The organism is Brevundimonas sp. GW460-12-10-14-LB2 (genome assembly GCF_001636925.1).
Classification (GTDB): Bacteria; Pseudomonadota; Alphaproteobacteria; order Caulobacterales; family Caulobacteraceae; genus Brevundimonas; species Brevundimonas vesicularis.
This window is the reverse complement of the sequence record NZ_CP015511.1, coordinates 1502168-1528028: the sequence shown is the minus strand read 5'-3', so window position 1 is coordinate 1528028 and position 25861 is coordinate 1502168. Positions and strand designations below refer to the sequence as shown.

The 25861-nt window shown below is 61.1% G+C and carries 30 protein-coding genes and 1 tRNA gene; 9 read left to right on the top strand and 22 right to left on the bottom strand.

Going from position 1 to position 25861, the window contains the following annotated elements; translation table 11 throughout:
• Positions 1–12: 12 nt before the first annotated feature.
• Together kduD and kduI are read right to left on the bottom strand one after the other, a co-directional pair.
• The gene (kduD, locus tag A4249_RS07665) at positions 13–771 is read right to left on the bottom strand and encodes a 2-dehydro-3-deoxy-D-gluconate 5-dehydrogenase KduD (protein ID WP_066551825.1); all 759 of its coding nucleotides are present in this window, start codon (positions 769–771) and stop codon (positions 13–15) included.
• A 22-nt stretch (positions 772–793) separates the two neighbouring features.
• Entirely contained in the window at positions 794–1639 is an 846-nt protein-coding gene (gene kduI / locus A4249_RS07660) for a 5-dehydro-4-deoxy-D-glucuronate isomerase (protein WP_066554893.1), read from the bottom strand.
• Positions 1640–1811: 172 nt separating this feature from the next.
• Between kduI and A4249_RS07655 the strand changes: the two genes are divergently transcribed.
• Entirely contained in the window at positions 1812–2474 is a 663-nt protein-coding gene (locus tag A4249_RS07655) for an RpiB/LacA/LacB family sugar-phosphate isomerase (RefSeq protein ID WP_066551824.1), read from the top strand.
• A gap of 40 nt (positions 2475–2514) precedes the next feature.
• Here A4249_RS07655 and A4249_RS07650 read toward each other — a convergent pair whose 3' ends face one another.
• Positions 2515–3564, bottom strand: a complete 1050-nt coding sequence (locus A4249_RS07650) for a LacI family DNA-binding transcriptional regulator (RefSeq protein ID WP_066551823.1) — start codon at positions 3562–3564, stop codon at positions 2515–2517.
• 135 nt (positions 3565–3699) lie between these two features.
• Between A4249_RS07650 and A4249_RS07645 the strand changes: the two genes are divergently transcribed.
• The 3 genes from A4249_RS07645 (at position 3700) to A4249_RS07635 (ending at position 6995) form a co-directional block, all read left to right on the top strand.
• Entirely contained in the window at positions 3700–4536 is an 837-nt protein-coding gene (locus A4249_RS07645) for a 2-keto-4-pentenoate hydratase (RefSeq protein ID WP_082854105.1), read from the top strand.
• Between the two features lie 88 nt (positions 4537–4624).
• Positions 4625–5911 carry an MFS transporter gene (locus A4249_RS07640; protein ID WP_066551822.1) on the top strand — a complete coding sequence of 429 codons (1287 nt, stop codon included), beginning with the start codon at positions 4625–4627 and terminating at the stop codon, positions 5909–5911.
• Positions 5912–6086: 175 nt separating this feature from the next.
• Positions 6087–6995: an alpha/beta hydrolase gene (locus tag A4249_RS07635; protein WP_231868795.1), complete on the top strand. Its 909-nt coding sequence runs from the start codon at positions 6087–6089 to the stop codon at positions 6993–6995.
• On the opposite strand, the gene A4249_RS07630 is transcribed toward A4249_RS07635, so the two are convergent.
• From A4249_RS07630 to A4249_RS07595, 8 genes are all read right to left on the bottom strand, one after another.
• Entirely contained in the window at positions 6992–8455 is a 1464-nt protein-coding gene (locus A4249_RS07630; RefSeq protein ID WP_231868794.1) for a carboxylesterase/lipase family protein, read from the bottom strand. The genes A4249_RS07635 and A4249_RS07630 overlap by 4 nt on opposite strands.
• Before the next feature lie 267 nt (positions 8456–8722).
• Positions 8723–8812, bottom strand: a tRNA-Ser gene (locus A4249_RS07625).
• Between the two features lie 87 nt (positions 8813–8899).
• A complete protein-coding gene (locus tag A4249_RS07620; protein WP_066551819.1) occupies positions 8900–9832 on the bottom strand; it encodes an NUDIX hydrolase in 933 nt (310 codons plus the stop codon).
• A gap of 4 nt (positions 9833–9836) precedes the next feature.
• Positions 9837–10478, bottom strand: a complete 642-nt coding sequence (locus tag A4249_RS07615) for an HD domain-containing protein (protein WP_156494670.1) — start codon at positions 10476–10478, stop codon at positions 9837–9839.
• Between the two features lie 94 nt (positions 10479–10572).
• A complete protein-coding gene (locus tag A4249_RS07610) occupies positions 10573–11376 on the bottom strand; it encodes a methyltransferase type 11 (RefSeq protein WP_066551818.1) in 804 nt (267 codons plus the stop codon).
• A 73-nt stretch (positions 11377–11449) separates the two neighbouring features.
• Positions 11450–12310, bottom strand: coding sequence for an AAA family ATPase (locus A4249_RS07605; RefSeq protein ID WP_017505219.1), 861 nt, complete (start codon positions 12308–12310; stop codon positions 11450–11452).
• Positions 12311–12373: 63 nt separating this feature from the next.
• Positions 12374–12568, bottom strand: a complete 195-nt coding sequence (locus A4249_RS07600) for a hypothetical protein (RefSeq protein WP_066551817.1) — start codon at positions 12566–12568, stop codon at positions 12374–12376.
• A gap of 12 nt (positions 12569–12580) precedes the next feature.
• Positions 12581–13024 carry a hypothetical protein gene (locus A4249_RS07595; RefSeq protein WP_066551816.1) on the bottom strand — a complete coding sequence of 148 codons (444 nt, stop codon included), beginning with the start codon at positions 13022–13024 and terminating at the stop codon, positions 12581–12583.
• A gap of 156 nt (positions 13025–13180) precedes the next feature.
• Between A4249_RS07595 and flbT the strand changes: the two genes are divergently transcribed.
• Both flbT and flaF read left to right on the top strand, forming a co-directional pair.
• Positions 13181–13603, top strand: a complete 423-nt coding sequence (flbT, locus tag A4249_RS07590) for a flagellar biosynthesis repressor FlbT (RefSeq protein ID WP_045811316.1) — start codon at positions 13181–13183, stop codon at positions 13601–13603.
• A complete protein-coding gene (gene flaF, locus A4249_RS07585; protein ID WP_055808591.1) occupies positions 13563–13928 on the top strand; it encodes a flagellar biosynthesis regulator FlaF in 366 nt (121 codons plus the stop codon). Before flbT ends, flaF begins: the two co-directional genes overlap by 41 nt.
• 252 nt (positions 13929–14180) lie before the next feature.
• On the opposite strand, the gene A4249_RS16605 is transcribed toward flaF, so the two are convergent.
• The 4 genes from A4249_RS16605 to A4249_RS07560 are packed head-to-tail and all read right to left on the bottom strand — an operon-like array spanning position 14181 to position 16237.
• The gene (locus A4249_RS16605) at positions 14181–14591 is read right to left on the bottom strand and encodes a hypothetical protein (protein ID WP_156494669.1); all 411 of its coding nucleotides are present in this window, start codon (positions 14589–14591) and stop codon (positions 14181–14183) included.
• A 31-nt stretch (positions 14592–14622) separates the two neighbouring features.
• Positions 14623–15510, bottom strand: coding sequence for a tyrosine-type recombinase/integrase (locus tag A4249_RS07570; RefSeq protein ID WP_066551813.1), 888 nt, complete (start codon positions 15508–15510; stop codon positions 14623–14625).
• Positions 15507–15998, bottom strand: a complete 492-nt coding sequence (locus A4249_RS07565) for a hypothetical protein (protein ID WP_156494668.1) — start codon at positions 15996–15998, stop codon at positions 15507–15509. Before A4249_RS07565 ends, A4249_RS07570 begins: the two co-directional genes overlap by 4 nt.
• Positions 15995–16237: a hypothetical protein gene (locus A4249_RS07560; RefSeq protein ID WP_066551811.1), complete on the bottom strand. Its 243-nt coding sequence runs from the start codon at positions 16235–16237 to the stop codon at positions 15995–15997. Before A4249_RS07560 ends, A4249_RS07565 begins: the two co-directional genes overlap by 4 nt.
• A 498-nt stretch (positions 16238–16735) precedes the next feature.
• Between A4249_RS07560 and A4249_RS07550 the strand changes: the two genes are divergently transcribed.
• Entirely contained in the window at positions 16736–17281 is a 546-nt protein-coding gene (locus tag A4249_RS07550) for a hypothetical protein (protein WP_197458485.1), read from the top strand.
• 15 nt (positions 17282–17296) lie between these two features.
• Here the strand turns inward: A4249_RS07550 and A4249_RS07545 are convergent.
• Positions 17297–18486 (bottom strand): IS3 family transposase gene (locus A4249_RS07545; RefSeq protein ID WP_165906610.1). Its coding sequence is split into 2 segments (ribosomal slippage): positions 17297–18234 and positions 18234–18486, totalling 1191 coding nucleotides; the frame shifts between segments, so codons are not numbered across the junction.
• A gap of 241 nt (positions 18487–18727) precedes the next feature.
• On the opposite strand from A4249_RS07545, the gene A4249_RS07535 reads away from it, so the two are divergent.
• Entirely contained in the window at positions 18728–19228 is a 501-nt protein-coding gene (locus A4249_RS07535) for a YciE/YciF ferroxidase family protein (protein ID WP_066551808.1), read from the top strand.
• Between the two features lie 396 nt (positions 19229–19624).
• Here A4249_RS07535 and A4249_RS07530 read toward each other — a convergent pair whose 3' ends face one another.
• From A4249_RS07530 to A4249_RS16600, 4 genes are all read right to left on the bottom strand, one after another.
• Positions 19625–20266 (bottom strand): hypothetical protein, encoded by a 642-nt coding sequence (locus A4249_RS07530; RefSeq protein WP_156494667.1) that lies wholly within the window; start codon positions 20264–20266, stop codon positions 19625–19627.
• Between the two features lie 241 nt (positions 20267–20507).
• Positions 20508–21596, bottom strand: coding sequence for a hypothetical protein (locus tag A4249_RS07525; RefSeq protein ID WP_066551806.1), 1089 nt, complete (start codon positions 21594–21596; stop codon positions 20508–20510).
• A 34-nt stretch (positions 21597–21630) separates the two neighbouring features.
• The gene (locus tag A4249_RS07520) at positions 21631–23148 is read right to left on the bottom strand and encodes an ArdC family protein (RefSeq protein ID WP_066551805.1); all 1518 of its coding nucleotides are present in this window, start codon (positions 23146–23148) and stop codon (positions 21631–21633) included.
• Between the two features lie 54 nt (positions 23149–23202).
• A complete protein-coding gene (locus A4249_RS16600) occupies positions 23203–23367 on the bottom strand; it encodes a hypothetical protein (protein ID WP_156494666.1) in 165 nt (54 codons plus the stop codon).
• A 484-nt stretch (positions 23368–23851) separates the two neighbouring features.
• Here A4249_RS16600 and A4249_RS16595 point away from each other — a divergent pair, with 484 nt between their 5' ends.
• Positions 23852–24067 carry a hypothetical protein gene (locus tag A4249_RS16595; protein ID WP_156494665.1) on the top strand — a complete coding sequence of 72 codons (216 nt, stop codon included), beginning with the start codon at positions 23852–23854 and terminating at the stop codon, positions 24065–24067.
• A gap of 449 nt (positions 24068–24516) precedes the next feature.
• On the opposite strand, the gene A4249_RS16590 is transcribed toward A4249_RS16595, so the two are convergent.
• Both A4249_RS16590 and A4249_RS16325 read right to left on the bottom strand, forming a co-directional pair.
• Positions 24517–24789: a hypothetical protein gene (locus A4249_RS16590; RefSeq protein ID WP_156494664.1), complete on the bottom strand. Its 273-nt coding sequence runs from the start codon at positions 24787–24789 to the stop codon at positions 24517–24519.
• A gap of 138 nt (positions 24790–24927) precedes the next feature.
• Positions 24928–25266 carry a helix-turn-helix domain-containing protein gene (locus tag A4249_RS16325; RefSeq protein ID WP_082854104.1) on the bottom strand — a complete coding sequence of 113 codons (339 nt, stop codon included), beginning with the start codon at positions 25264–25266 and terminating at the stop codon, positions 24928–24930.
• Between the last annotated feature and the right edge of the window lie 595 nt (positions 25267–25861).

Below are 25861 nucleotides of genomic sequence, written 5' to 3'. Positions count from 1 at the left end.
GCTAGCCCCGGATCAGCGCGCCTGCCAGCCGCCGTCGACCGGCAGGATGGCGCCTTGGACGTAGTCGGAGGCCCGGCTGGCCAGGAAGACGGCCGCACCGCCCAGGTCCGACGGCTCGCCCCAGCGCCCGGCCGGGATGCGGCCCAGGATTTCGGCCGAACGCACCGGGTCCTCGCGCAGAGCCTGGGTGTTGGCGGTGGCGAAATAGCCGGGGGCGATGGCGTTGGCGGTGATGCGGTGCGGCGCCCATTCATTAGCCATCAGCTTGGTCAGGCCGGCGACGCCCGATTTGGACGCGGTGTAGGACGGCACGCGGATCCCGCCCTGGAAGGACAGCATGGAGGCGATGTTGATGATCTTGCCGCCGTCGCCCTGTTTGATGAACAGACGAGCGACCGCCTGGCTCATGAAGAAGACGGTCTTCAGATTGATGTTCATCACCAGGTCCCAGTCAGCCTCGGTGAAGTCCACCGCGTCGGCGCGACGGATCAGGCCGGCGTTGTTCACCAGGATGTCGATCCGGCCCATGGCGGCCAAAGCTTCCTGAACCACGCGCTCGACCGGCTCGATCGAGGTCAGGTCGGCGCTGATGGCGTGGGCGCGACGGCCCATGGCCTGAACCTTGGCGACCGTGTCGTCAGAATCCGACAGGGCGACCGAGACGATGTCGGCGCCGGCTTCGGCCAAAGCGAGGGCGATGCCTTGGCCCAGGCCCACATTGCCGCCGGTGACCAGGGCGACCTTGCCGGTCAGGTCGAACGGATTGCTCATGTTTTTCTTCCTCTTGTCCTGATTACTTCAACTGGCAGATGTCGAGCTTGTACATGTCGGTGTAGTCGAGGTTCTCGCCGCCCATGCCCCAGATGAAGGTGTAGTTCGAGGTGCCTGCGCCAGTATGGATCGACCACGGCGGGCAGATCACCGCCTCGCCGTCGGCGATGACGATGTGGCGTGACTTGTCTGGTTCGCCCATGAAGTGAAAGACGCGGTCGTCTTCGCCCAGGCCGAAATAGAGGTAGGCTTCCGAACGGCGGTCGTGAATGTGCGGCGGCATAGTGTTCCACACCGAGCCCGACTTGAGCACCGTCACGCCCAACAGCAACTGGCAGGACCTCACCTTGGCGGGAACGATGTACTGATAGATGGTCCGTTCGTTGGAGGTCTCCAGCGACCCCATTTCCAGCGGCACAGCCTCCTCGATCGAGATCTTTGTCAGGTCGTAGCGGGCGTGGGCGGGCGTGGCGACCAGATAGAATTTCGCCGGCTCGGCGGGGTTATTCGAGGCGAAGCTGACGTCGCTCGATCCCATCGGCACGTACAGGCCGTCACGGAACCCTAGTTCGATAGTCTCGCCATCCACCGTGATCGAACCGGCGCCGCCGATATTGACCACGCCCAGTTCACGGGCCTGCAGAAACGGCGCGCCGGCCAAGGAGGGTGGCTCCGACTGGGTGGGCAGGCTCAGGGCGGTCTCGGCCGGTGTCGCGCCGCCGATGATCATGCGCTCGTGGTGGGAATAAATCAGGCTGATTCTGCCCGGAACGAACAGGTTCTCGATCAGATAGCGATCGCGCAGCTGTTGGTTTGAGGCGCCGTCCATCATGTCGGAATGAGTGGCCTGATAGACTTTGTCGTACATGGGGTCGTACATGCCGGTCTCCCTGGGAACTCGCAGCGCGAGCCACCGAGACGGATCTTGCGCCCGTCCTTCTGTGGACTAGGTAACCGGTGTCATATAATGATGCAATCGATTAGACCAACGCCGTCCACATATGTCGGCATCGCATCGCCACCGTCTTGAGGATTCCCCCATGAAGATCGCTCTCGTCATCGAAAACAGCCAGGCCGCCAAAAGCGAGACGGTGCATGCCGCACTGACCGCCGTCGCCGAACCGCTGGGCCATGAAGTCTTCCACTATGGAATGTATGCGGCCGAGGACAAGGCGTCGCTGACCTACGTGATGAACGGCGTCCTGACCGGCATCCTGCTGAACTCCGGCGCGGCCGATTTCGTCGTCACGGGCTGCGGTACGGGCACGGGCTCGATGCTGGCCGCCAACGCCATGCCGGGCGTTTTCTGCGGCCTGATCATCGACCCGACCGACGCCTTCCTGTTCGGCCAGATCAACGACGGCAACGCCATCGCCATGCCCTACGCCAAGGGCTTCGGCTGGGCGGCGGAACTGAACCTTCAGGACGTCTATCGCAAGCTGTTCGAAGGCGAGCGCGGCCTGGGCTATCCCAAGGAACGCGCCGAGATCATGCGCAAGAATCGCGGCGTGCTCAGCGACCTGAAGTCGGTGACCTGCCACGACATGCTGACGGTTCTAAAGACAATGGATCAGGATCTGCTGAAGGCCGCCATCGCCGGCGAGAAATTCCAGGACTACTTCTTCGCCAATGCCACGGACGAAGGCATTCGCGACTATCTGAAGGGCGTTCTCGCCGCCAAGCCTGCCCTCGAAACGGCCTGAGGCAGAGAGGTCGGCGCGCGATCACGCGCGCCGACCCAACTCAGACTACCGGGATTGCCGACTTGCGCACCACCAGAGCCGGTCGAACTTCGGGCTGCTGCATCGTGGCCGGATCCACGCCCCGCATCGGCGCCAGCAGCTTTTCGGCCGCCATCCGTCCCATGTCTCGGATCGGCAGGCGCACCGAGGTCAGGTTGGGCCAAACCCGCGCCGCCATCGGCAAATCATCGAAACCGACGACGGACAGGTCGCGCGGCAGCTCAAGGCCGCGATCTCGCGCCGCCTGCATCACCCCGATGGCCATGTCGTCGTTGAGGGTGAAGATCGCGGTCGGCGGCGTTTCCAGCGCCAGGAGGGCGTGGCCCGCCTCCACGCCTGATTCGAACGTATAGGCGCCTTTGAAATCGTAAGCCGGGTCCAGCGGGATCCCGCGCTCGGCCAGAGCGTCCAGGAACCCCTTGCCACGCACGGCCGACGACCGGAACAGGTCCGGCCCGCGCACCAGACCGATTCGTCTGTGTCCCAGATCGGCCAAATGTGCCGCTGCCTCAGCCGCGCCGAGCCAGTCATTGGTGACCACCATCGCCTGAGGTTCATCCAAGGCCACCGAGGCGATGCGGACATAGGGGCAGTCGAGATCGCGCAGCAGGTCGATGACCTGTTCGTCCTCGGACACCGAAGGCGGCATGATGACGCCGTACAGACGTTGGCGCTCGACGAAGCCCCTGATGTCTTCCAGCAGGGTAGGGGAGTTGCGATTGCAAGGATGAACGACCAGTTCCAGGCCGGACCCCTTTAGCGCATCCAACACGCCCTGCTGCATGTTCACGACATAGGTCGGGCTGGGGTTGTCGTAGATCAGACCGACGAGGAACGAACGTCGAAAGGCCAGGCCGCGCGCCTGTGGATCAGGCGTGAACCCCAGAGCCTTGATGACGGCGTTGACCTTTTCGCGCGTGTCTTCCTTGACGAACGGCGACTGATTGATGACCCGCGAGACGGTCTTCTTGGAGACCTGCGCCTCACGGGCGACATCGTTGATGGTTGCCCGCTTGCCCGGCTTGCCGGATCGCGGATCGTCTTGAGCCAAGGTTCGGCTCCTTCCCTATGTGCAGCTTGAAGGCATAGCCGCGACTCGCGGCCGACGCCATGGGGCTCAGTTAAAGCGCATTGACACCGGTTTCCTTCATCGCTCTTATCGCAGCCTATTCACGAGGCGACACCTTTGACTTCGACCCCCTCTCTTGCGAGCCAGGACGACGCGCTGTCGGCCGACCCGGCGGCGATCGCACAGCAGTTCGTCGCCGCGCGTCTGGCGGCGCGCAACACGCCAGACTATCCCGGCGTGATTCCGCAGAGCATGGCCGAATCCTACGCCATCCAGGACGTCGCCATCGGTCTGTTTCCCGATAAGGTCGTGGGCTGGAAGGTGGGCGGTGTCCCGCCTGAGCAGCAGCCGAAGCTGGGGATCCATCGTCTGGCCGGCGCCATCTTCGCGCGCAACGTCTGGCCGGCGCCCGGCGATACAGTCGTGCCTTTGCCCGAAATCGAGGGCGGGTTTGCAGCGGTGGAAGCCGAGTTCATTGCTCGGATCGGCGCCGACGCCGATCCAGCCAAGACCGACTGGACCATCGAAGACGCGATGGGCGTCGTGGACAAGGTCTTCATCGGCGTCGAGCTGGCTGGCAGTCCGCTTTCGACGATCAACGACCTGGGATCAGCCGTGGTCGCCTCCGATTTCGGCAACAATGGCGGACTGATGATCGGTCCCGAGGTCGAGAACTGGCGCGACCGGCTGGACGGCATTGAGGTCGAGACGGTGATCAATGGCGCCAGTGTCGGCACGGGCGGGTCGCAGTCCCTGGCGGGCGGCGCGATGGAATCCGTGCGATTTCTGCTTGAACATTGCGCGCGCTGGGGCCGTCCGCTGAAGGCGGGCACGCTGGTTTCGACCGGGGCTGTCACCGGCGTCCACCGTGTCCACGCGGGCGACGAGGCCGTGTGCATCTTCAAGGGTATCGCAGAACTTCACTGTTCGGTCGTCAGGGCCGAAGCCCAGTAACATCATCGGACGCCCACCCCGCCGCCGTTCAGGGACGGAAAAGAGCAGGGACGCGTCGAGGAATATTCAGGAACGGGTTTTCATAACCATGTCAGACGCCTCCGTCGCGCCGCCGATCCAGATCAAGGCGCCATCTCCCGGCAAGTATCGCTGGATCATCATGTGGCTGCTGTTCGCAGCCATGGTCATCAACTACGTCGATCGTCAGATGATCGGCTTCCTCAAGCCGACCCTTTCGGCCGAATTCGGTTGGTCCGAAACAGACTATGCCGACATCGTCTTCTGGTTCCAGGCGTCCTATGCCGTAGCCTACCTGTTGTGGGGCCGGATCATGGACAAGATTGGCGCGCGCTGGGGGCTGGGGATCGCATTCGGCATCTGGCAGATCGGTCATATCATGCATGGTGCGGCGCGTGACTTGTCGCACTTCATGATGGCGCGGATGATGCTGGGCGTCGGTGAGGCCGGCGGCTTCCCCGGCGGCATCAAGGCGGTCGCGGAGTGGTTCCCGAAGAAGGAACGCGCCTTCGCCACGGGGCTGTTCAACGCCGGCACCAATATCGGCGCCATCGTCACCCCCCTGATCGTTCCAGGCCTCGTCCTGGCCTTCGGCTGGCAGATGGCCTTCGTCATCACCGGGGCCTTGGGCCTGATCTGGCTTCCGATCTGGCTGCTGGTCTATCGCCGCCCGCGCGAACAGAAGAAGCTGTCCGCGACCGAACTAGCCTACATCGAACAGGACCCGGCCGACGTCGTCGAAAAGGTCAAATGGACCAAACTGCTGACGGTCAAGGAAACCTGGGCCTACGCTCTAGGCAAGTTCCTGATTGATCCGATCTGGTGGATGTTCCTGTTCTGGTTGCCGGACTTCCTCGGCAAAACCTATGGGCTGGACCTAAAGACCTTCGGCCCGCCGCTGGTCGCCATCTATCTGCTGTCCGATGTCGGGTCGGTTGGCGGCGGCTGGCTGTCGTCGCGCTTCATGCATAGGGGCATGAGCATCAACAAGGCCCGCAAGATCACCATGTTGATCTGCGCCCTATGCGCCGTGCCGGTGGCCTTCGCGGCCGAGGCGTCAAACCTTTGGGTCGCGGTAGGAATCATTGGACTGGCGACGGCCGCGCACCAGGGCTTCTCGGCCAATCTCTATGCGCTTCCAGGCGATGTCTTCCCACGCTCGGCGGTGGGATCGGTCGTCGGCATCGGCGGAATGCTGGGCGCCATCGGCGGCATGGCCATGGCGAAATACGCCGGCTACGTCTTGGAGAAGATCGGCACCTATACGCCCATCTTCATCGTGGCGGCCTCGGCCTATCTGATCGCCCTTCTGGTCATTCATCTGATCACGCCGAAATACGAACTGGCCAAGGTCTGACGAAAGACTGCGTGGCTCAGCGCCGCGACGTCATCAAGGATTGCGGCCGGCCGAGCGATCGTCCGGCCGTCGTCTTTTTCAGGAAGAGAGAACCGTGATGGATCTGGAACGCAGGACGCTTTTAGGTCTGGCGATAGGGGCCGTGGTTGGCGCATCCGGGGCGAGGGCGCAGACAGTGGCGGACGGCGGCCGCGCCGGTCCGGCCGACCCAACCGAGATCATCCGCCTATGGCCCCACGGCGCGCCGGGCAGGCAGGGTGTGACTGTCACGCCGGTCGTGCCAGAACGGTCGACCGATCCCGCCTTCCACGACCGTTACGCCCAGTACACGACCGATCCGATCCTGACCGTCTTTCGCCCCGAGCGGCCGAACGGTTCGGCGATGCTCCTCATACCCGGTGGCGGCTACCGCTGGGCGGTGCTGGACAAGGAGGGGTATGACGTTGCGCGCGTTTTCGCGGCCAGCGGCACGACCTGTTTCGTCCTGCGTTATCGCCTGCCGGCTGACGGCTGGGCGGCCGGGGCCGACGCACCCCTTCAGGACGCCCAGCGTGCGATCCGGCTGATACGCAGCCGCGCCGCCGACTATGCTGTCGATCGGCAAAAGATCGCCGTACTGGGCGCCTCGGCCGGCGGTCATCTGGCGGGGTTGGCCAGTGTCCGGACGGACCCGACCTATGAACCGGTCGACGCCGCCGACAGCGCATCCTTGCGACCAGATTTGACCGTTTTAATGTATCCGGTCGCGACCATGGCGGACCCGTACGTCCACGCCGGATCGCGGACGCACCTGCTGGGCGAGACGCCTTCGGCCGAGCGGATCGCGGCCTATTCTCTTGAGCAGATGGGGTGGCGGAATGCGGCTCCCGTCTTCTTGCTGCACGCCATGGACGACACGTCCGTGCCGGTCGAGAACAGCCTGCAACTGCTGACCACGCTCAAATCCGCCGCCGTCCCGTCTGAGGCGCATCTGTTCCAGGAAGGCGGCCACGGATTCGGCGTCCGCCTGATCCAGGGCAAGCCCGCCCAGGTCTGGCCCGATCTGGTTCGCGCCTGGGCCGTCAGGCTGGATTTCCCGCTCTAGGTTCCCGGCTGGATATAGGGAATGGCCGAGAAGAAGGCCCGCTCGTCGCCGCGCGGGTCGTCGACCATGCGCGGCTGGATATCCATCAACATCGTCTGTCGGCGAGGCAGCTCATAGCGGTCCCAGCGCGGCAGTCCGGCATGGTTGGGATCGCCGTCGCGGGCCAGGGCGATGAAGGCGTCGCTCATCCGGTCCGACATGATTTGCGCATCCGGCCCACGCGTCCGCGAGCCTGTCGCCTCGACATTGTCGAACACCAACGGAATGTCGGCGGTGTGGAAGGCGCCCTTGCGACCCGAGGCCAACTCTCCAGGGAAGTCGAGTTGATAGACCCAGGCTGGCGCCCCGGCCTTGGCCCGCTCCTCGGCCTCGATCACCGCGCCGCGCCAGGACCGCCCCGCCGTCGTCGCGGCGATCAGCACCTGGTCGGGCGACCATTCAGGATGCATGGCGCGATAGCCGGCGATCACGGCTTCGGGCGTGATGTCGATTCGCATGACGCCGGGCGACAGCCGCGTCTTCAAGGTCTCCCACGTCAGGCCGACATTCTTGGGATCGTTGCCCATGAAGCCCAACGTCTCTTCGCGGGTATTGCCGATGATCATGGGGATCGACCGGCCCAGCGGCGCCGCGTCGGGATAGAAGGGGTGGCGGGGCAGGGTGCGGAAATCCAGCACCGGCCCGAAATACAGGCCGCCGAAGCCCAGAATCGGGTCCTCGGCGCTCTGCGCTTCGAGCAGCCGCTCGACCGGCATCGTCGCCGCTTCGGCCGCCCGATCCGGTGTCAGGCCCAGGGCGTTCAGCCATGTCGTGGCTCGCGTCGTGGCGTTGATCGGCCCGGACGCGGTCACCTGCTGACCGCTCATGGTCGCGGCGCGGTGGAACAGACCCTGCGCCGCCGGCGTCGCCATCAGGGTGGCGATCTTTGCGCCGCCGCCGGACTGACCGAACAGCATCACCCTGGAAGGATCGCCGCCGAACGCAGCGATATTGTCCCGTATCCACTGCAGCGCCAGAATCAGATCCAGCTGGCCGACGTTGCCCGAATCTTCGAACCCCGGCGCCAGTCGCGCCAGATAGGCATAACCGAAGACATTCAGCCGGTGGTTCAGCGTCACCACCACGACATCGCCGCGCGCCGCCAGACGCGTGCCGTCATACAGCGGGTCCGATCCCGATCCGCTCGAATAGGCGCCGCCGTGGATATAGACCATCACCGGTCGCCGACCCGCGTCGGTCCCCGGCGTCCTGACGTTCAGGAACAGGCAGTCTTCGCTTTGATTCGGCTCATCGCCGCGCTGCGGACTGGCCGCGCCGTAACGTGTTGCACGAACCGGGTCGCGCCAAGGCGTCGGCTTTTCTGGCGGTTGGAACCGCCGCGTCGGCGCTCCATATCGCACGCCTCTGAAGACGCTGATTCCCTCCCGTCGTAGACCGATCACCGGTCCTGCGGTTGTCATAACGCGATCTGGCGCCGTCGCCGCAAGAACGCCGGAGGGCGCCGAAAGCAGACCTGCGATCGCCATGCTGCTCAGCAGCGCCTTACGTCGCGTGATCATCGATCGTCGCCCATCTGATATCCAACGAAAGTGACCCTGACACCGGTATCATGATCATTCAATGCGCAATGCTTGAGAGTCCGAGATGCAGGCGCAGAAACCCGACGACAAAGGCCGAAGCCTCGTTTCGATAATGTTGGAACTTGGGCTAGGCCTTCGTCAGGCCGGTGGCGGAGAGGGTGGGATTCGAACCCACGGTACCCTTCCAGGCACGCCGCATTTCGAGTGCGGTACATTCGACCACTCTGCCACCTCTCCGCGGCGCCGATATCGCTTGGTCGAGCGAGGGGCTTCTCTAGTCGGAGCCGCAGCGCTTCGCAACCCGTCTGTGAAAGAAATCCGACGCTATCTTTGTGCGGGCAAAGACAGGCCCGGCGCGGCGCCGGTCTGGGCGTCCACGCCCTTGAATCGAAACAGTTCGGCAGGCCGGCCGCCCGTGGTGGAAGACAGCTGTCCAGTGGGTTCGACCAGCCCTGTCCGCTCAACGCCGCGGCGGAAATTCTGCTTGTGCAGACTGAGGCCCGACACGGCCTCGGCGCCCGCCTGGAGTTGGGACAGGGTGAAGACGCCAGGCGTCAGATCGAACAGAACCGGGCGGTATTTCAGCTTGCTCCGCAGGCGGCCGAGCGCGGTCGCCAAGATGCGCCGGTGATCGGAAGACATGATGCGGCCCGGCATGGGCTGCGTGGGCGACAGGTCGGCGTCGCGCCACGCCTCAGCGACCAGACGCGCTTCGTAGAGCAGTTCATAGCGCTCCAGGACCCGCTCCTCGTTCCAGCGATGATCGGGCGTCAGGGCGAACAGGGCGCGAGCGCGGGCCAGGCGGTGCTCGTCGCCATCGGCCCAGGCGTGCAAGCCTTCCGTGATCGGGGTGTCTTGGCCGCCGCGCCGGTCTTCCCAAGGGAAGAATTCGAACACAGCGTCCCAGCGGGCGTCGTGTGTCTGGCCTTCCGCCGCGTCAGGCGTCAGGGCCAGGTAGCCGACGGACACCTCCCTGTGACGGCCAGGACCGGGGGTGGCGCGCGGCGAGGCGCGGCCCGCGTCGCCGAAGGTGTAGAGCTGTTCGACAAAGCCGAGCCGAAACCCGGTCTGGGCGGTTACGAAGTCCCGTAGGGCGCGTTCGAAGGTGCGGTCGCGCACCGGATCGAACGGCCCGAAGGGCAGGGCGCGCGAACCGTCCTCGGTCGGGGTCGTCAGGACGACGGCCTGCCGATCTTTCAGGGTCATCACGACCGCCGACAGGCCGATGCGAACGCCGTCCTCCGCCCCCTGGGTCATTGCGCTATTCCGTGTGCCAGGCGTCGTCGGCGGGGATCAGGCCGACGGCGCCCGCCAGGACGCGATAGCGTTCCAGATAGCGGGCCTGGGCGACCGGCGCGGGTTGGGGTTCGATCGTCAGGCTGTAGCCCTGGGGCGGGCTGCCGAAGAAGCCCAGCGATTCCTTTTCGGTGAAACCTGCCAGCTGCGTCGCCTCGAAGAAGGCGCAGGCCTTGTCGGCCTTCTTGATCAGGGTCTTGATCGTTTGCGGCGTCTTGGGCGGCAGGCCGTAGCGCAGGTGGATCGCGGCTTCCAGCTTGGCCTCGAAGTCCTTGTAACCGGCTCCGAGCGCCGCCTTGAACGGCGAGATCATGTCGCCGATGACGTATTCCGAGGCGTCATGCAGCAGGGCGGCCAGACGCCATTTCGGATCCAGGCCGGGCTTGATGTGGGCGGCGATCTCTTCGACCACGCACGAGTGCTGGGCGACCGAAAAGGCGTGCTCGCCGATGGTCTGACCGTTCCAGCGGGCGACGCGCGCCAGACCGTGGGCGATGTCCTCGATCTCGATGTCGAACGGCGACGGGTCCAGCAGATCCAGGCGACGACCGGACAGCATGCGCTGCCAGGCGCGGGGGGCGTTCTTCTTGGTGGGGCGCTCGGCCAAATCGCGTGTCCTGATCGCTTGTCGGCTGGTCAGGTGACGCAAAGATACGCCGGGATCAAGCGGGAGGGACCAGACGGCGCAGGAAATCGCCGCGTCAGCGTCCGACGTTCAGTGTGACCAGTTCCTTGGCGTCGTCGAAAATGCCGTCGTTTCTACGATCCTTGGACCTGACCACGGCGATGACGATCGGGCCGCCGCTGGGGCCGCGCGCCTCGAAGCCGACCTGGCGCCAGCCCGCATCGCCGGGCTGATCGTCAGCTAGGATATAGGTCATGCGCGTCGCCGCGCCCGGCGCACGGGTGCGCACGCGCGTGGAGTTGTCGTTGGCGTCCACGCTGACCGTCGAGGTTTCGGTGCGGACGTTTTGTCCGTCCTTGGACTGGATGTTGATGCCGCCGATGCGGACGCTGGCGTTATCGCCCTGGGTCTCGATCTTCAGGCCGGGCAGGCGGACCGAGGCGTCCTCGCCGCGCGTCTTGATGTCGACCCCAGGCGCCTGGACGGAAGTCGTATCCCCTGCCTCGATCGATGGCGGAGGCGGCGGCGCATCGCCTGCGCCCGGAGCCAGGCGCGCGACCGTATGGGGCAGATCGGCGCTGGCGCGCGCCTCGAAGTCCCGCAGGACGTCATCAACGGAGCGACCGTCCAGCTTGACCAGATGCAGAACGACGTCGGCGCCCTTGGGGCCGCCATAGACGCAGTTCGCGCCGCCCGCCGCCGCCAGGCCTTTCCGCGTCAGAACGCCAAGATTGTCGGGGCATTGCAGGGCGTCGATCACCTTCAATACGCCCGCGCCCTGATCGTCGCTGGACGAGGTGGTGGTGATGCGGACCGAGTTGTCGCCGTCGCAGGCGGCCAGGCTGGCGCTGAGGGCTAGATAAAGCAGGACATGACGCATGGTCGAACCTCTCTTGGCCCTCATTCTGCGCGCTGCGGCCGCGTGATCCAGTGAAATCGCGGTAATCACCGGGTCAGCCGCCGGGGCGCGAGCCTTCGCGGCGGTTCAGGAAGGCCAGGCGTTCGAACAGATGCACGTCCTGCTCGTTCTTGAGCAGCGCGCCATGCAGCGGCGGGATGAGCTTGTTCGGCGTCTTCTCACGCAGGGTCTCAGCATCGATATCCTCGACCAGCAGCAGCTTCAGCCAATCCAGAAGCTCCGAGGTTGACGGCTTCTTCTTCAGGCCCGGCGTGTCGCGGATTTCGTAGAAGGTCTTCAGTGCCTCGGACACCAAGCGCGGTTTGATGCCGGGGAAGTGCACATCGACGATGGCCGACAGGGTCTCGGCGTCGGGGAAGCGAATGAAGTGGAAGAAGCAGCGCCGCAGGAAGGCGTCGGGCAGTTCCTTCTCGTTGTTGGAGGTGATGATGACGATGGGACGAACTTCGGCGCGGATCGTCTCGTCCGTTTCCTGGACGTAGAACTCCATCCGATCCAGTTCCTGAAGCAGGTCGTTCGGGAACTCGATGTCGGCCTTGTCGATCTCGTCGATCAGCAGGACGGGGCGGGCAGGGGCGGTGAAGGCTTCCCACAGCTTGCCTTTTTTCAGATAGTTGCGGACGTCATGGACGCGCTCCTCGCCCAACTGGCTGTCGCGCAGTCGGCTGACCGCGTCATACTCATACAAACCGTTGTGGGCCTTGGTCGTGGATTTGACGTGCCAAGTGATCAGCGGTGCGTCGAAGGCCTTGGCGATCTCATAGGCCAGGACCGTCTTGCCTGTGCCGGGCTCGCCCTTGATCAGCAGGGGACGCTCTAACGCGACCGCAGCGTTCACCGCGACCTTGAGGTCGCTCGTGGCGATATAACGGTCCGTGCCTTCGAAACGGCTCATAGAAAAACCCACTCCGTGTTTCCACGAAGTGGGTTAGCGGATCACTTGCGCCGTGAACAGCGATCAGGTGATGCGCTTGGCCGAGACCGGATCGCTGGCGGGGAAGGTTTCTTCCAGACCCTCATCCACGAGCGCCTCCTGGCGGCTTTCGGACTTTTCGATCTTGTCGAGCTGGTCCGGCACACCGTCCTGCGAGGTCGTGCGCTTGGCGTGCGGGGCGTCGGTGGACGCGTCGTGACGGGCTTTATCGTCGGTCATGTCATTGTCTCCTTATCGCGCCGGAGCGTCTTGATCACCGTCCGGGCCGTATCCCAGGTCCGTGATGTCGTCATCCGAGAGCCGTTTGGCTTCCCAGTGGGCGGCGCTGGCCTGTGCGCCGCGTTCGTTTTCCATCAGGCCCGAATAGACGAGCTCGACTTCATCTGGTGCTGACGCAGGCCCGCCTTCGGCGTCGATCTGATCGCGGTTTTCGCCATCGACGCCCAACAGGGCGTCGGCTTCGCGTTCGATGCCGTCGAGAGCTAGCTGGTCGTCGAGATCGACCTCGGCGTCCTCGTCGAACTCCTCTTCGTCGGCGTCGCCGTCAGCCTGGGTCACGTCCAGCACCTGGTCGGCTTCATCCAGCAGAAATTCGCCGTCGCCCTCGTCGTCCAGATGGGTTTCGTCGAACGTCTCAGACTGTTCCTGATCGTCCTGATAGTCGTTGTCCGGCATGGTCGTCTCCTCTTCGACAAGCCAACGCAACGGCGACGATACGCGTTCCAGCGGATCGATCTCACAAGGGATGGTTAACTGATGCCGGGGTAGAGTCTGATTCACTCGGAGCTGTCGTGCGCGACCGGCTCGATCACGACTGGAGTACGGTCCTCAATGGCCTTGAAGCTGTCGCTGAAACCCGGCGAGAAGTTCGTTCTGAATGGCGCCGTGGTCCAGAACGGCGATCGTCGCGGCGTGCTGATCCTCCAAAACCGCGCCAGCGTCCTGCGCGAGAAGGACATCATGCAGGCCGAGGACGTCACCACGCCCGCACGCCGCATCTATTTCCCGATCATGATGATGTATCTGGACGAGAGTTCGGCGTCGAAGTTCTTCGACGAACTCGCTCTGCGGATCACCGAATTCATGGGCGCGACGCAGAACCCGGACATCCTGGCCGAATGCGTCTCGGCCTCGCGTCATGTGCTGGCGCGCGAATACTACAAGGCCCTGATGTCAGCGCGTAAGATTGTCGAGTATGAAGAGAGAGTGCTGAATGTCGCTTCAGGCCTACACAGCGGCGACAGCGAGGGCTGAGAGCCCGCGCGACCTGGAGTACCGTCTGTTCGGTCAGGTCACGCGCGCTCTGGTTCACGCCTCGACCGTCGACGAATCCGACATCGCCACCCGTATCGACGCGCTGGACTGGAATCGGCGTCTCTGGTCGACGCTGGCCGGCGAGTGCAGCGATGCAGGCAACGCCCTGGGCGCTCCGATGCGTGCGCAGATCATTTCCCTGAGCCTGTTCATCAATCGCCATTCCTCGGCGATCATGCGGGGCGAAGAGAGCTTTCAGGATCTGATCGATATCAATCGCATGATCATGCAGGGCCTGTCCGGCGGGGCGTCGCCGACGCAGTAAACCGGCACGCGTTCACGAAAGCGCGAAGCCCATTGGCGCAAGGCGTTGAGCAGGCTTATGTTTCACCTCCCTGTTCAACAGTCGAAAGGAAGTCAAACCCACACATGTCTCATACGAGGCGCGGGGTTTGGCGGGGCAGGGAAGGGGTCGGCTTAATGTTGGAAAGGCCGCATTTCGCGGTCGCAAACTTCGTAAAAGTCCTCGACGATTTTGTTCAGATCATTGCGGAGTTTCGGCCTCTGCTTGATAGCTTCATCTCTTTCGCCGGGTATCCGACTGGTCAGCATATCTGATGTGCCCTGATAGTCCGCTGCGAGATACCAGAGGCGGTCGATGATCGCCTTCATTTCGCGTGGAAATGAGATATTGGGCGCGCTTCGACTCTTCGAGAAACGCCGTATCCTCTTCCGTCCAAAAATCCTTTTTGGATCGGACGCGGCTCACGAATCTGTTGAGCACCACGACGAAGGCATATCGCTTCTCGAAAAGCTCAAGGCGAATGCGGGCCTCTTCGGTTGAGGCCACGCGATCCGCGATTTTGGCTTGCAGTTCTTGGATACGGGACTGCTTCAAGCCGACGATCAACGCCGCCAAAACAGCGGCGCAGCCTGTGAACAGCGTCGCCCACGCACCCCAATCGACTTCACATTGTGCCGGTATCATCAACCAGATTTGCGAAGCGTTCGACCGAACGTCAAGCCGCGATCTCGTCCACCATACCCACGAGGTCATCAGCCGACAGGTGGCCGTAGCGATCTGCCGTAATCTGGATGCTGGCGTGACCGGCCAGCTTGGACACGAGCGCGATTGGATGTCGCTTCATCGCCTTGGTCAGCGTGGTGTGGCGGGTGGAGTGGTAGCGGACCAACGAGAAGTCATGGCCGCGCCCGGCCATGTCCTGCCTGACCGCCTTCCACATTCCCCAGAGAACCGATGCGGTGAAAGGAAAGAGCGGGCCATTTCCCGCCTGTAGGCGCAGTGCCGGAAGCAGCCTGACAATCTCGGCCGACAGCGGGACGATCCGGGGCTTTTTGCTCTTGGTCGTGTAGCGTTCGAAGATCACGAAGTGCCGGGCGTCGCGCTGCTCGATGTGTCCCGGCCAGACCCGCAACGCCTCGCCTCGCCGACAGGCCGTGGCCAGCATGAACCTCATGAAGGCGTCGAACCGGCTCCAATCGCGGTGCGGCTCGGCCTCGCGCCGGGCGGCGATGACCTCGAACATGTCCGCCAGTTCGGCGTCGGAGATCGTGCGTTCTTGGATGTTGTTGATGTCGAACGTCGGGAAAGTCGGCTTGGCTTTCAGGACCGGCGAGCCATCGTCGTTCGTCATCCGCGTGGCGATGGTCAGGGCGTTGGACAGGGTGTCCAGCTTACGTTTGACGGTCGCGGGCGCCGCCGCCTTCCGGCCGTAAGTCTCAAGGTCTGACGCCAGTTTCTTGAGCCGGGTGTAATGCAGATCAGCGATGTCCTCTTCGCCGATCAGAGCGGCAAGCTGCTTGATGTTGGTGCGGAGGGTGGCCTTGGATCGGGCGCCACGCCATTCGTGCACTTCGCAGTAGCGCAGGAGTTCGCGGACCTTCACGGTTTCTCTTTCAGCAGCTTGGCGATCTTGAGGGCGACCTCTTCGCCCTCCGGGGTTAGGCGCAGGAATTTCTCGCGTCGGTCGTCCTCGTTTTCCTCGACGTAGGCCCAGCCCAGAGCGTCAGGCTCCTTCTTGGTGGGCTTGAGGAAAAGTTGGTAGCTGCGGCCGATGGACTGACCGAGCAGTTCATCACCGTGCTTATCGCTCCCAGCCTTCTCACGGATGGTCGCGATGGTGATGTTGTGACCAAGGCTGACCTGTTCGACGATCATCGCGAACGTCAGCAGTTGGCGCACCGTCACACGGGTCGGTAGTTCCTTCGCGAGGGTTTGAAGGGCAGCAGCGAACGTCATGAACGTCCAGACGTGGGGTTTGATCGAGGCCATGGCCGAATCCTTTTGCACGAGGCGCAAAGGATGCGTCGGCTTGGCCTTAAGCTCAATGAACATATCGAGCGTGTCGTCGCACGACAGGGCGGCAGACCTCATTTGCGAAAACCCGAGAAGAAGCCATCGAGGCAGAACAGGGTGATAAGGGCTGCGACCGGCGCGATTGCGCCAAGCTCGCTAAACCAATCGCCCATGCCCTTGAGGATCATGGACGCGGCATGAAGCAGCCACAGCAACGATCCACCCGACTGTCGCAGTTGAAGTTCGAGGATCGTCGCGAAGAACCCCGCGATAATCACCTTGGCCCAGCCCCGAGCCGCCCTATTCGCTTCCATCATGACAACCTGTTATGTGCTTTGGAATCATGATGGCGCCGATGACTCTTTTGGTCAATCGTGTCAAAAAGAAAGACCGCCTCGTTTCCGAGACGGCCTTCTTTGTTCAGAACAACCGGGATACGGCGCCGAACCACGAGATCAGAGGATGCAGATTGCATCCCAAAACCATGCGGAACATTGCCCCACTCGGCTGGCTGACCTCGATAGCGAATAACAGGTTCAAGTCCTGTCTCCTCTACCTCCTGCATCCCGGTCCCTTGGGGTAGTCGGGGGATGCTTTAGGCCAGCGTAGGCTGGGGTTTGTTTGGCCTGTGTTTGGTCCGGTTCTGGTGACCCCTTACACGCTCCGACTATATCGTTGGCGATTGCGCGCCTTGGGTGGGAGATGGTTAGCGAGCTTTGCGGCTGCAAGAGCCAGCGCGAAAAAATGCGACTGCGCGCCTATAACCGTCCGCAACCGGTGATAGCCTGACGCTATTACATCTGATGGATCAGCATATGAGTCGCGGCTTTTCTGACAACTGCCTGTTCTCGCGATACGACGGGTTCGCAATCCAGCATGAGCGGATTCAAAACCTTCAGTCACAAATCGCCAACCTTCCGGCTGAACGCATACTCAACACCGATATCGACGCGCTGATCGACTACTATGTCGCGTCGAACCACATCGACGTCCCAAGGCTCAGATTGGATGAACTCACTGCCGAGCATAGCGAGCGTCAGATTGAGGTGAATGATCGCTACTACGACGGTGGCACTTACATGGTGAGCGGCGACAACTATCGGATCGAGATTCCCTTTGATGGGCGCGAGGAGGTGTTCCATTGGTCGTCGAATATGTCGAGCAGCCCGCCGCGTGCGGAAGTCATTCAGAATATGGTCGTCTTTAACATCGCAGGGCGCGAGATAAGCGCGGAGCAGGTTCAGAGAACGATCAAGGAAACCACGGGAAACATTGCTCAACATCTGGATTGGTCGCGATCATTTTGGGCCGGTTTTGACACTAAGGTCAGGCAGACCGCGCAGCTTGGGCTACGGGACTGACGTGACCCCCGTTTCTCATCCAGCCATAACGAGAGTCCTAGGTTGATCTGAGCTGTGATCGGCTGGGTTGGCAAGAGGCCGGTCTGCGCAGCCATCAACCAGCGCAGCAGGCCGGCCGATGTGTCCGGTGAGCGCTTCTGCATAAGCCTGCGGCGTCAGCCACCCGAGCTTCGAGTGCGGACGCTGCTCGTTGTAATCGCGTCGCCACGCCTCCAGCACGGCGCGAGCGTGCGGCAGCGAGCGGAACAGCGTCTCGTTCAGCAGCTCGTCACGCAGCCGCCCGTTGAAGCTTTCGTTGAAGCCGTTCTGCTGGGGCTTGCCCGGCGCGATGTAGTGCCAGCCGACGCCGGTGTCGTCGGCCCAGGCCAGGACCGCGTTCGAGGTGTACTCCGTGCCGTTGTCGCTGACGATGGTGTCGGGCCGCCCTCGCTGCCGGATGACGGCGTCCAACTCCCGCACGACCCGCGCGCCCGACAGCGAGGTGTCGGCCACCAGCGCCAGGCACTCGCGCGTACAGTTATCGATCACCGTCAGGATGCGGAAGCGCCGCCCGTCCGTCAGCTGGTCTGCGACGAAGTCCAGCGACCAGCGCTGGTTGGGCGCCAGCGGCAGGTCCAGCGGTCGCCGCGTGCCCATCGCTCGCTTCCGGCCGCCGCGCCGGCGCACCGTCAGTTGCTCGTCGCGATAGATCCGCTGGACCCGTTTCCTGTTGACCGCATGGCCCTCGCGCCGCAGCAGCACGTGCAGGCGACGATAGCCGAACCGTCGACGTTCCTGGGCCAGGGCCTTCAGCCGGTCGCGCAGAGCGCCGTCGTCCGGGCGCGTCGCCTGATAGCGCACGCTCGTCCGATCGACGCCCAGAACACGGCACGCCCGCCTTTCGCTCATCTCGTAGGCGGCCTGCAGATGGCCAGCCGCCTCGCGATAGCCGGCGGGCGTCACCACTTTTTTCCCAGCAGGTCCTTCAGGGCCACGTTGTCCAGCATCGCGTCCGCCAGCATCCGCTTCAGCCGGGCGTTCTCATCCTCGAGCGCCTTGAGCCGCCGAGCCTCCGACACGTCGAGCCCGCCAAACTTGGCCTTCCATTTGTAAAAGGTCGCCGAGCTGACCCCGTGGCGTCGGCACACCTCCGCCGTCGCTACACCGGCCTCCTGCTCCCGCAGGATCCCGATGATCTGCTCTTCCGTGAACCTCGATCGCTTCATTCTGTCCGTCCTTCGTTGGGCGGACTCTAGCTATTCCTGGAGGAGTTTCAGGGGGTCACGTCACAAACATCGGCCCGATCCGCGACTTGCTCTCGCCGGAACGGTTATGATGTATTTAGTCAGCGACGCTTAAAACGCGGTGGAAAATCAGTCGCGTCCTGTCGCCGGTTCAGACCTTTTGGGGAAGGAACCGACCTGTGTAGCTGTGCTTTTATGTGTCTCACCCAACGGAGATATCGTTATGGCCGAGAAAACACTCGAAACCCTGTTCCACGACACCCTTAAGGATATCTATTATGCAGAACGGAAAATCCTGAAATCGCTGCCTAAAATGGCGCGCGCCGCTCAATCACCCGAACTGAAGGCTGCGTTTGAAAAGCACAAAGAGCAGACTGAAGGGCAAATCGAACGGCTGCAACAGGTCTTCGAGATTATCGGGAAGGCCCCGCGAGGCAAGACGTGCGACGCCATCGAGGGCATTCTTGCCGAGGGTGATGAGATCATGGAGGAATATAAGGATAATCCCGCTCTGGATGCCGGTCTGCTGGCCGCAGCCCAAGCCGTCGAACATTACGAGATTACGCGCTACGGCACTCTGCGACGTTGGGCGAACGTGCTGGGCCTAAACGATGCTGCCGCGCTGCTCGAAGAGACTTTGAACGAAGAGTCGCAAACCGACGAAGACCTCACGAGCATTGCCGACGCCGCTGTGAACGCTGACGCTATGATGAAATCTGCATAAGTTTTAGGAACCCGCTCTTTCAGGCAGTGTTGAGAGAGCGCGAAGCAACTCTGTGGGGCGGTGATCGAGGTCACCGCTCTTTTTTTGCGGCATTTTCCGCAGGGGTTCCACTGGTTTCATCGGTGTAAAATGTCGGCAGGTTTGTCCGCTGCTTGTGCTGCGCCGCCGCAACCCCGCTCCCCCGTAGTTCAGGAAGGTCAGGCGCCGAGCAGGATGCGAGCGCATGACGCCCTGTATTATAGAGGGAGGCAAAAACTGTCTGAAAAACCGTATTTGAGGGGGCTCCCTCTATTATAGAGAGAACGGCCAAAGGCCCGTATTTCAGGAGGGGATCGCCCTCTATTAATATAGTAGGTATTGAAGAGTATAATAGAGGGAGCGGTCTGCTCCCGGCGACTACAAAGGCGAAGCGGTGCCGGTGGACCAGCCGACAAGGCCCGGCGACGTAGCAGAGCGGGATTGCAGGACGGCGTTTCCGACCAGACCCTTCCCCTTGGCGTCGCGAGCGTCGAACGGCGCCGTGAACGCTTGGAATGAGGGTGTGTGGATCAGACAGGCAGGATCGCCCTCAAGGTCCAGCCAGACGACGTGTTCATCGTTGTAGGGCGAACCCTCGCCGGGTTTGACGTGCTTCATGACGCCGACGAAGCCGCGACCTTCGGCAGAAAGTCCCTCGATCTTCTGCATGGTGATGTCGCTGAACTTCACCTTGGATTTCTTGGCGATCTTCACCGCATCGGCGGCGGGCCACATCTTCGCGCTGGCCTTCCAGTTCGGACGCTTCCAGTTCGTGATTGTGTCGGCAGTGTAGGCTTTGACCTCGACCCCATACTGATAGGGGCCGCGCTTGTCGGGGTTGTTGGTCCAGTTGTCGAAGACAGTCGTTTGAAGCGCGGTCACGATGTCGAACGCGGGCATGGGCGTCATGACCGTCGCGACGCTGCGATACTGTGTGTCAGCGATCCTCTCGCACCACCGCACGAAATCGGGGTTCTTGTGCATGAAGGCAAAGAGAAGGGCTTGATCGTTTCCGATCATGTCGAGATGTTCGACGACATCCTGAATTGTGTTGAAAGGAATCATGTAATCCGAAAACAAAAGGCCCCGCGAGTGGAAGATCGCAGGGCCTTAAGTTTTTCGGATTTGATGACAGAACCGAGTATACGATCCAGACCTTATTTATCCAATATCTAAATGGCCCTGTTGCCGTGCTTCCACACAACGGAACAGGTTATGGACCTATTTAGTCGGGGAGGGCAGGGTGAAGCCATATCTTTCTTTATGAGCGGAGGAGATTTCCAACATCATCCATGAACTTGCCAGCCTTACTATCGACGACGTTCACTCTGAAACTTCTATAATCGGCGGACTTTGATCCATTTAGCATCGCCGAAATAGCGTTCTCCGCTGCATCAACATCATATTGAGACATCCCATACGTCGTGGCCCAAACCTGACTGGCCTTTGATCGGTTGTCGGGTCGAATGAGGTCGAGGTTTTGCTGGAGGAAGCTGAAGCCAAGGAACACTACTTTCTCTGCGTTTTCCATCGCGTGTCGGATGCAGCGTATTTCTTCGTTCTCTTCGAAGCTTTCCGTGAAGATTCGCACATGTTCGCTATGCCCCACGATAGACCCAAAATCGTCAAGCCGCGCCCCGTATTGAACTCCTTTGGGCGTCGTCGCGGTTTCCCAGAAAAGATGGCCAAGACGTCCATAGGGGTGGTAAATTTTAAGCCCCTGCATAGCTGCCGTTGCCTCTTCATCCGTCAAGTTGCCAAACGCCTTGATGGCGTTGAAAAGGTAATGCTCAATAACTCTATCGTAGTTGAAGCAAATAAATGTGACGTTGTTTAGAAACTCTTCGACGTTGCTGCGACGAACACCCTCTTGTAATCTGAGGAAAAGTTCATTGAGCCAGTGCGGCTCGCCTCCGTTCTTTTTCGCGACCTCGGTCATGTCAAAGATTGAGCCAGTCTCCATAGATAACGAGCTTTGAGATTCAGCCCTCAATATGAGACGCCCGATGGCCATCTTTCCGAGTTGAACCCGAACCGGGTCTTCGTTGTGGAAGTCGAGATAGCGGTCGATTGACGATCCCTGACGCAACCCCTTAGCCATTGACTGTGCTGTGGCGAACCACTCCTGCCATTTATGCTGGCCCGCGTGTTGAACAATCGCGGCGTTGAATTCGACGTCTTTGTCGGTCCCCTCCATTGTAAAGACCATTCGATCTGAACGGCGCGGACGCTCTGGCTTCACATTTTCCAGCAACGTCGCGATTTGATCGCGTAGGTCATTACCAAGCGGAAAGCCGTATTCGCGGCTGCACCCGGCACCGATCACAAATGTCGTTGGCTTCTTGAACATCAAAAATCCTTACCACGAAAGAAGCATGGTAAACCTAAGCGAAGAACTCCGCATCATGGTCGCCCCAGACATGGGCGTAGTCGTCGCGCAGTTCGCGATCCATCGCCGCGATCAACATCTCTGGCGTGACCGGGTGCATGTTGTCGGTGCTATCCATCGTCGGGACGGCGACATCATCGAAATAGCCCGCCTCCCATGCCTGACGTGCAGCCGTCTCAAGGGACACGCCATCCGCCCGAACAAGCTTGCGACGGAACGGCGCCTCGCGATGCCAGCGGTCGAGGTCACGCCCGCGAAGTTCGCCGCCATCGTCGCAGATGCCCCGGATAGACAGGAACTCGCATAGCGACGGATCACGGCGCGGATGGAACGGGCGGGCGGGCTTGGCGACAGGTTCGGCGGGCGCGGTGATGTCCTGCACGATGTCATCGACCGTGCGGACCTTGCAAGCCGCGACGCGGGAAGGCGCGCGGACACGCCCTCCCTTGAACGCCGACAGACGCGACAGGAAACCGGCCGCAACGCCAGTCGAGACAGGCGCGGGCGAAGGCGCGACAGGCGGCGTCGGATCATCGTCGCCGTCATCGCTCGCATGGGCCGAAACCGGCTCGCTGGATAGGCCAGACAGGTCAGGAAGGCAGATAACGCCAGTCGGGACGGAAGGCCGCTCCACGGGCTTAATTTCGGCCTTGCTGGCCAGTTCGAAAAGGTAGTCACAAGCGGCTTGAGCCTTGCTCGCCGCCGTGAAAATCGCGCGCTTATCGGCTTTCAGGACGTTCAGCCATGACGCCAAATAAGAGGCGTGATCCTCGCGGGTTTCGTTCTCGATCCCAAGGCGGGCGCAAGAGAAGGCCGCGCCCATTTCGGCGACCAATTCCTCGAACGCATAAGCCTTATCGCCGAACCGCTTTCCAAACTGGCGATCAAGCCGGGCCTTCGCGCCGCTCCAATGCGTCAGTTCATGGCACAAGGTCGAATAGTAGCGTTCCGGCTCGCCATACGCCGCGAACGGCGGAACCTGCACAAAGTCACCCTTGGGCGAATAGAAGGCTTGGGAACCGCCGTGGCGAATGTCGGCGCCCGTCGCGACCGCCCATGCATCGGCCTTCGCGATCCGGGTCTCGGAAGGTTCGACCGTCGCCGGTTCATAGAACGAGGCGGGCAAGCCGTCGATTTGTTCGACGTTGAAAACCGCATAGCCCTTCGCGAACAGACGGGCCTTGCCGTCGTCGCCTTCGTCCGCATCATCGGCTTGAGCCTTGAAGGTTCCCCAATAGACGACAGGCGATGACTTCTCGCCTTTGCGGACGCATCCGCCTAACGCCTTCGCCTGATTGAACGTCATCCAAGTGTGGTGACGATAGCCTTTCATTTCGGCCGCGCCCCACAGCAAGGCGACGTTCAGGCCGCGATACGCCTCGCCGTTCGCCCGCGTCGGGATGACCGGCAGACCGCAAGCCTTCGCGTTGTGACCGGGCGCCCAAGGGCGGACGCCAGCCTCAAGCATGGCGATGATGGAATCCGTGACGGTTTGGTAGATGTCAGCTTTCATGTCGCTTACCTATTGATTGAGTTAAAGCATCTATTGAGGACGGTTAGGCGCGGATCATTCGACGATCAGGAACATCCAGCCGTTGATCGCGAGGCGTTCGCCGCTGATGTCGCAGACCGCTTCAAAGCGGCTATCGAGGTCAGTGTCCGGGCGGACCCAAACAGTCAGGTCACAGTGACCGGCGGTCAGGTCGATTAGGCGGGTGAACTCTTGAGGCATGGTCAAAATCCTTTGCTCCAAAGCATCTAATAACCGGCGTTAGAATCTCTATCCGTTAGCCTGTCAAGCGCGTTCTTTCGTTCAAAGCATCTATTTCGAAAAAAGGCAGGGCCTAAACGTCGCGGCGAACGCGGGCGCGCGCAATCGTCCGCACACGTCCTATCTGAACGTCACGCGCGCGATGCGTCAGACAGTCGATTGCCGGTTATAGTGGGAATGTTTGCCAACGATGTCAGGACGTTAGCGAGCATCGGCGATGTAAACATCGCTTTCGACCGCCCGGCGCATCCCTATTAGACCCTCATGGGTGCAGGGTGCTGGCCAAGGGTCGCCCGACGATGGACCCCCACGGGGGGGTAGAACCAGCGGGCGCGCGTATATTCCCCTCTTCCCCCAAGTGATCCAAATTTAAATGCCCCAGCTTTCCCTCTATGTCCGGTCCCGGTCTCGACACGTCTGCGCCTGAAAATCTATAGTCACGCTTATGAAAAACTTACTTGCTGATATCCGTGCAGGGTCGCCTATTTTCAGCGTTGAAACCGTAGGCGACGGGTTCGTAATTATCCCGAAACCCGGACAGGAAGCGGCATTTGCCAAAATGATTGACGAACTGTCCTTCCAATCGAACGACGAGTTCGCGATATTCCCGATTACCGATGGGAAAGTAGGCTACTCGCGAGCGACCGTGATGCCGTTCTGATTTTGTGCGATCCGGTGAGCGGATGAGACAAACTGAACTGCATTAGAGTTTGAAGCTGGACAAATCGTTAGGTGCAGTATCGCGGCATACTGCGATTGTGCATTCCGCATGGCATAGCCACCGCCGCTTCGATACTTATCAAAACAGTTAAGGACGGCGAGCGGGTCCGCACTTAGGTTGTGAACCAAAGCCACCGAACAGTCCGCAGTTTTCAAGAGCGTAGAGCGTGACGGCATTTGGTAGCGGTATGGAAGAGATATTCGCCAGCATTGAAAACGGGTCCGCGATATTTGACACTCAACGCCTCGGCGATAGCTGGGTAATCTCCCCGAGGGCTGGTCAGGAAACGGCGTTCGATAGGTTGGTTAGCGATCTGACGTTCGGGCACCTATCAACCGTCGTGGTCCTCCCGGTGAGTGACGAACGGGGCGCATTTGTTCGGGCGGTAATCATGGGTTCTGACGTTCAGGTATAATGCCAGAGATCGGCGGGTGTGCACCTTGATCAGGCCCCATCTGATCAAAACCATCATTCGGTGGCATTGGTTTTCCCCGCTTTAGTTTGATGTCGGGATCGGACTTCATTGCCATCATGTTCCAGTAGACGGCCTTACCGAGTAATTTCGATTTTCGGAAAAGGTTTTCTTCTCCGAGTGCCTCGCGGAGAAATCCATTTACTTTCGCATTATACTGGATTTTAAGCTCGGACGATTTACAGTTCACACCTTCGCTCCTGCGCGTGAAATGCATTTTGTTTATGAAAGATAAAGCGAAATGACCGTTCCAATAAGCCAAGCCATGGCTGACTGTTAAAGTCAGACGGGGGCATTGGCTTTAGTTTCAACTGCTATGTGGTGCTTTTTATCGTTTGATGAACTCCCGGATCATCGCCGCAACTGCGTTCCGTTCAGGCTCACCGAGTTGCGCCCACAGCTTCAAGATCGCCCGTTCAGACGGGGAATGGCCGGTGGGGTCTGGATCGCAATAGAGATCAGCCACACTGCATTGAAGGGCCTGAGCAGCTCGTAGGAGGGTCGAAGCCGAAATGCGATTCGCACCTTTTTCATATTTCTGGATTTGCTGAAAAGTCACACCAAGCGCGGCTCCAAGCTCCGCTTGCGAAAGTCCGAGAGCAACTCGACGTTCGCGTATCGTTTTGCCGATTTGGCCATCGATTGGAGAAATGATGATTCGACTCATATCTCCGATATACGACCATTTTTGCTACTGTGAAGCTGCGTTTTAGAAGTTGCGGTGACCTGCTTCGATCCGGCAGTTTAGATTGCCGCTGCGTTAGATCGTCCGTGTTTGTTGGCGCGGGCAAACTGTCCATGACGCCATAGGTTCGCAGTGCGTAGGATGGTGGTCGAGCTTTCAATGAGGCGTTAGGCTGGACTTTCGTTGAATGATGGCGTTTGAATACCGACGTTATGGGATGTCTGCTGGATCGCCTCAAGGCGGGTTCGACCGCTTACACCGTGGAGCCGACAGGTGAGGGCGGCTTCGTCCTTATTTGTCGCGAGGGTCATGCGGACGAATTTACGATCCTCGTCCGCGACCTCGTTAGTCGGTTCCCAAGCGAGTTTGTGATTTTGCCGACGAGTAATGGCTCAAACGGCTATGAGCGGGCTGTGGTTCTACCGTTCTGATGTCGGAGTTCGAGGCTCATGGATTGCCGCTGACCAAATATCAGCATGATCCTTTCCCTTCTAACCCGGCATCGACCTGCCGAAACTTGCTGCGGACGTCGCTGATCTTCGCAGAGCAAACGTCCACGCTGCACAAAAATGCCGTC

Coding starts and splice junctions, on each gene's coding strand:
- kduD (WP_066551825.1), bottom strand. CDS start 771: ATGAGCAATCCGTTCGACCTGACCGGCAAGGTCGCCCTGGTCACCGGC.
- kduI (WP_066554893.1), bottom strand. CDS start 1,639: ATGTACGACAAAGTCTATCAGGCCACTCATTCCGACATGATGGACGGC.
- A4249_RS07655 (WP_066551824.1), top strand. CDS start 1,812: ATGAAGATCGCTCTCGTCATCGAAAACAGCCAGGCCGCCAAAAGCGAG.
- A4249_RS07640 (WP_066551822.1), top strand. CDS start 4,625: ATGTCAGACGCCTCCGTCGCGCCGCCGATCCAGATCAAGGCGCCATCT.
- A4249_RS07630 (WP_231868794.1), bottom strand. CDS start 8,455: ATGACAACCGCAGGACCGGTGATCGGTCTACGACGGGAGGGAATCAGC.
- A4249_RS07620 (WP_066551819.1), bottom strand. CDS start 9,832: ATGACCCAGGGGGCGGAGGACGGCGTTCGCATCGGCCTGTCGGCGGTC.
- A4249_RS07610 (WP_066551818.1), bottom strand. CDS start 11,376: ATGCGTCATGTCCTGCTTTATCTAGCCCTCAGCGCCAGCCTGGCCGCC.
- A4249_RS07605 (WP_017505219.1), bottom strand. CDS start 12,310: ATGAGCCGTTTCGAAGGCACGGACCGTTATATCGCCACGAGCGACCTC.
- A4249_RS07600 (WP_066551817.1), bottom strand. CDS start 12,568: ATGACCGACGATAAAGCCCGTCACGACGCGTCCACCGACGCCCCGCAC.
- A4249_RS07595 (WP_066551816.1), bottom strand. CDS start 13,024: ATGCCGGACAACGACTATCAGGACGATCAGGAACAGTCTGAGACGTTC.
- flbT (WP_045811316.1), top strand. CDS start 13,181: ATGGCCTTGAAGCTGTCGCTGAAACCCGGCGAGAAGTTCGTTCTGAAT.
- flaF (WP_055808591.1), top strand. CDS start 13,563: ATGTCGCTTCAGGCCTACACAGCGGCGACAGCGAGGGCTGAGAGCCCG.
- A4249_RS16605 (WP_156494669.1), bottom strand. CDS start 14,591: ATGATACCGGCACAATGTGAAGTCGATTGGGGTGCGTGGGCGACGCTG.
- A4249_RS07565 (WP_156494668.1), bottom strand. CDS start 15,998: ATGAGGTCTGCCGCCCTGTCGTGCGACGACACGCTCGATATGTTCATT.
- A4249_RS07560 (WP_066551811.1), bottom strand. CDS start 16,237: ATGATGGAAGCGAATAGGGCGGCTCGGGGCTGGGCCAAGGTGATTATC.
- A4249_RS07550 (WP_197458485.1), top strand. CDS start 16,736: ATGAGTCGCGGCTTTTCTGACAACTGCCTGTTCTCGCGATACGACGGG.
- A4249_RS07535 (WP_066551808.1), top strand. CDS start 18,728: ATGGCCGAGAAAACACTCGAAACCCTGTTCCACGACACCCTTAAGGAT.
- A4249_RS07530 (WP_156494667.1), bottom strand. CDS start 20,266: ATGATCGGAAACGATCAAGCCCTTCTCTTTGCCTTCATGCACAAGAAC.
- A4249_RS07525 (WP_066551806.1), bottom strand. CDS start 21,596: ATGTTCAAGAAGCCAACGACATTTGTGATCGGTGCCGGGTGCAGCCGC.
- A4249_RS07520 (WP_066551805.1), bottom strand. CDS start 23,148: ATGAAAGCTGACATCTACCAAACCGTCACGGATTCCATCATCGCCATG.
- A4249_RS16600 (WP_156494666.1), bottom strand. CDS start 23,367: ATGCCTCAAGAGTTCACCCGCCTAATCGACCTGACCGCCGGTCACTGT.
- A4249_RS16595 (WP_156494665.1), top strand. CDS start 23,852: ATGAAAAACTTACTTGCTGATATCCGTGCAGGGTCGCCTATTTTCAGC.
- A4249_RS16325 (WP_082854104.1), bottom strand. CDS start 25,266: ATGAGTCGAATCATCATTTCTCCAATCGATGGCCAAATCGGCAAAACG.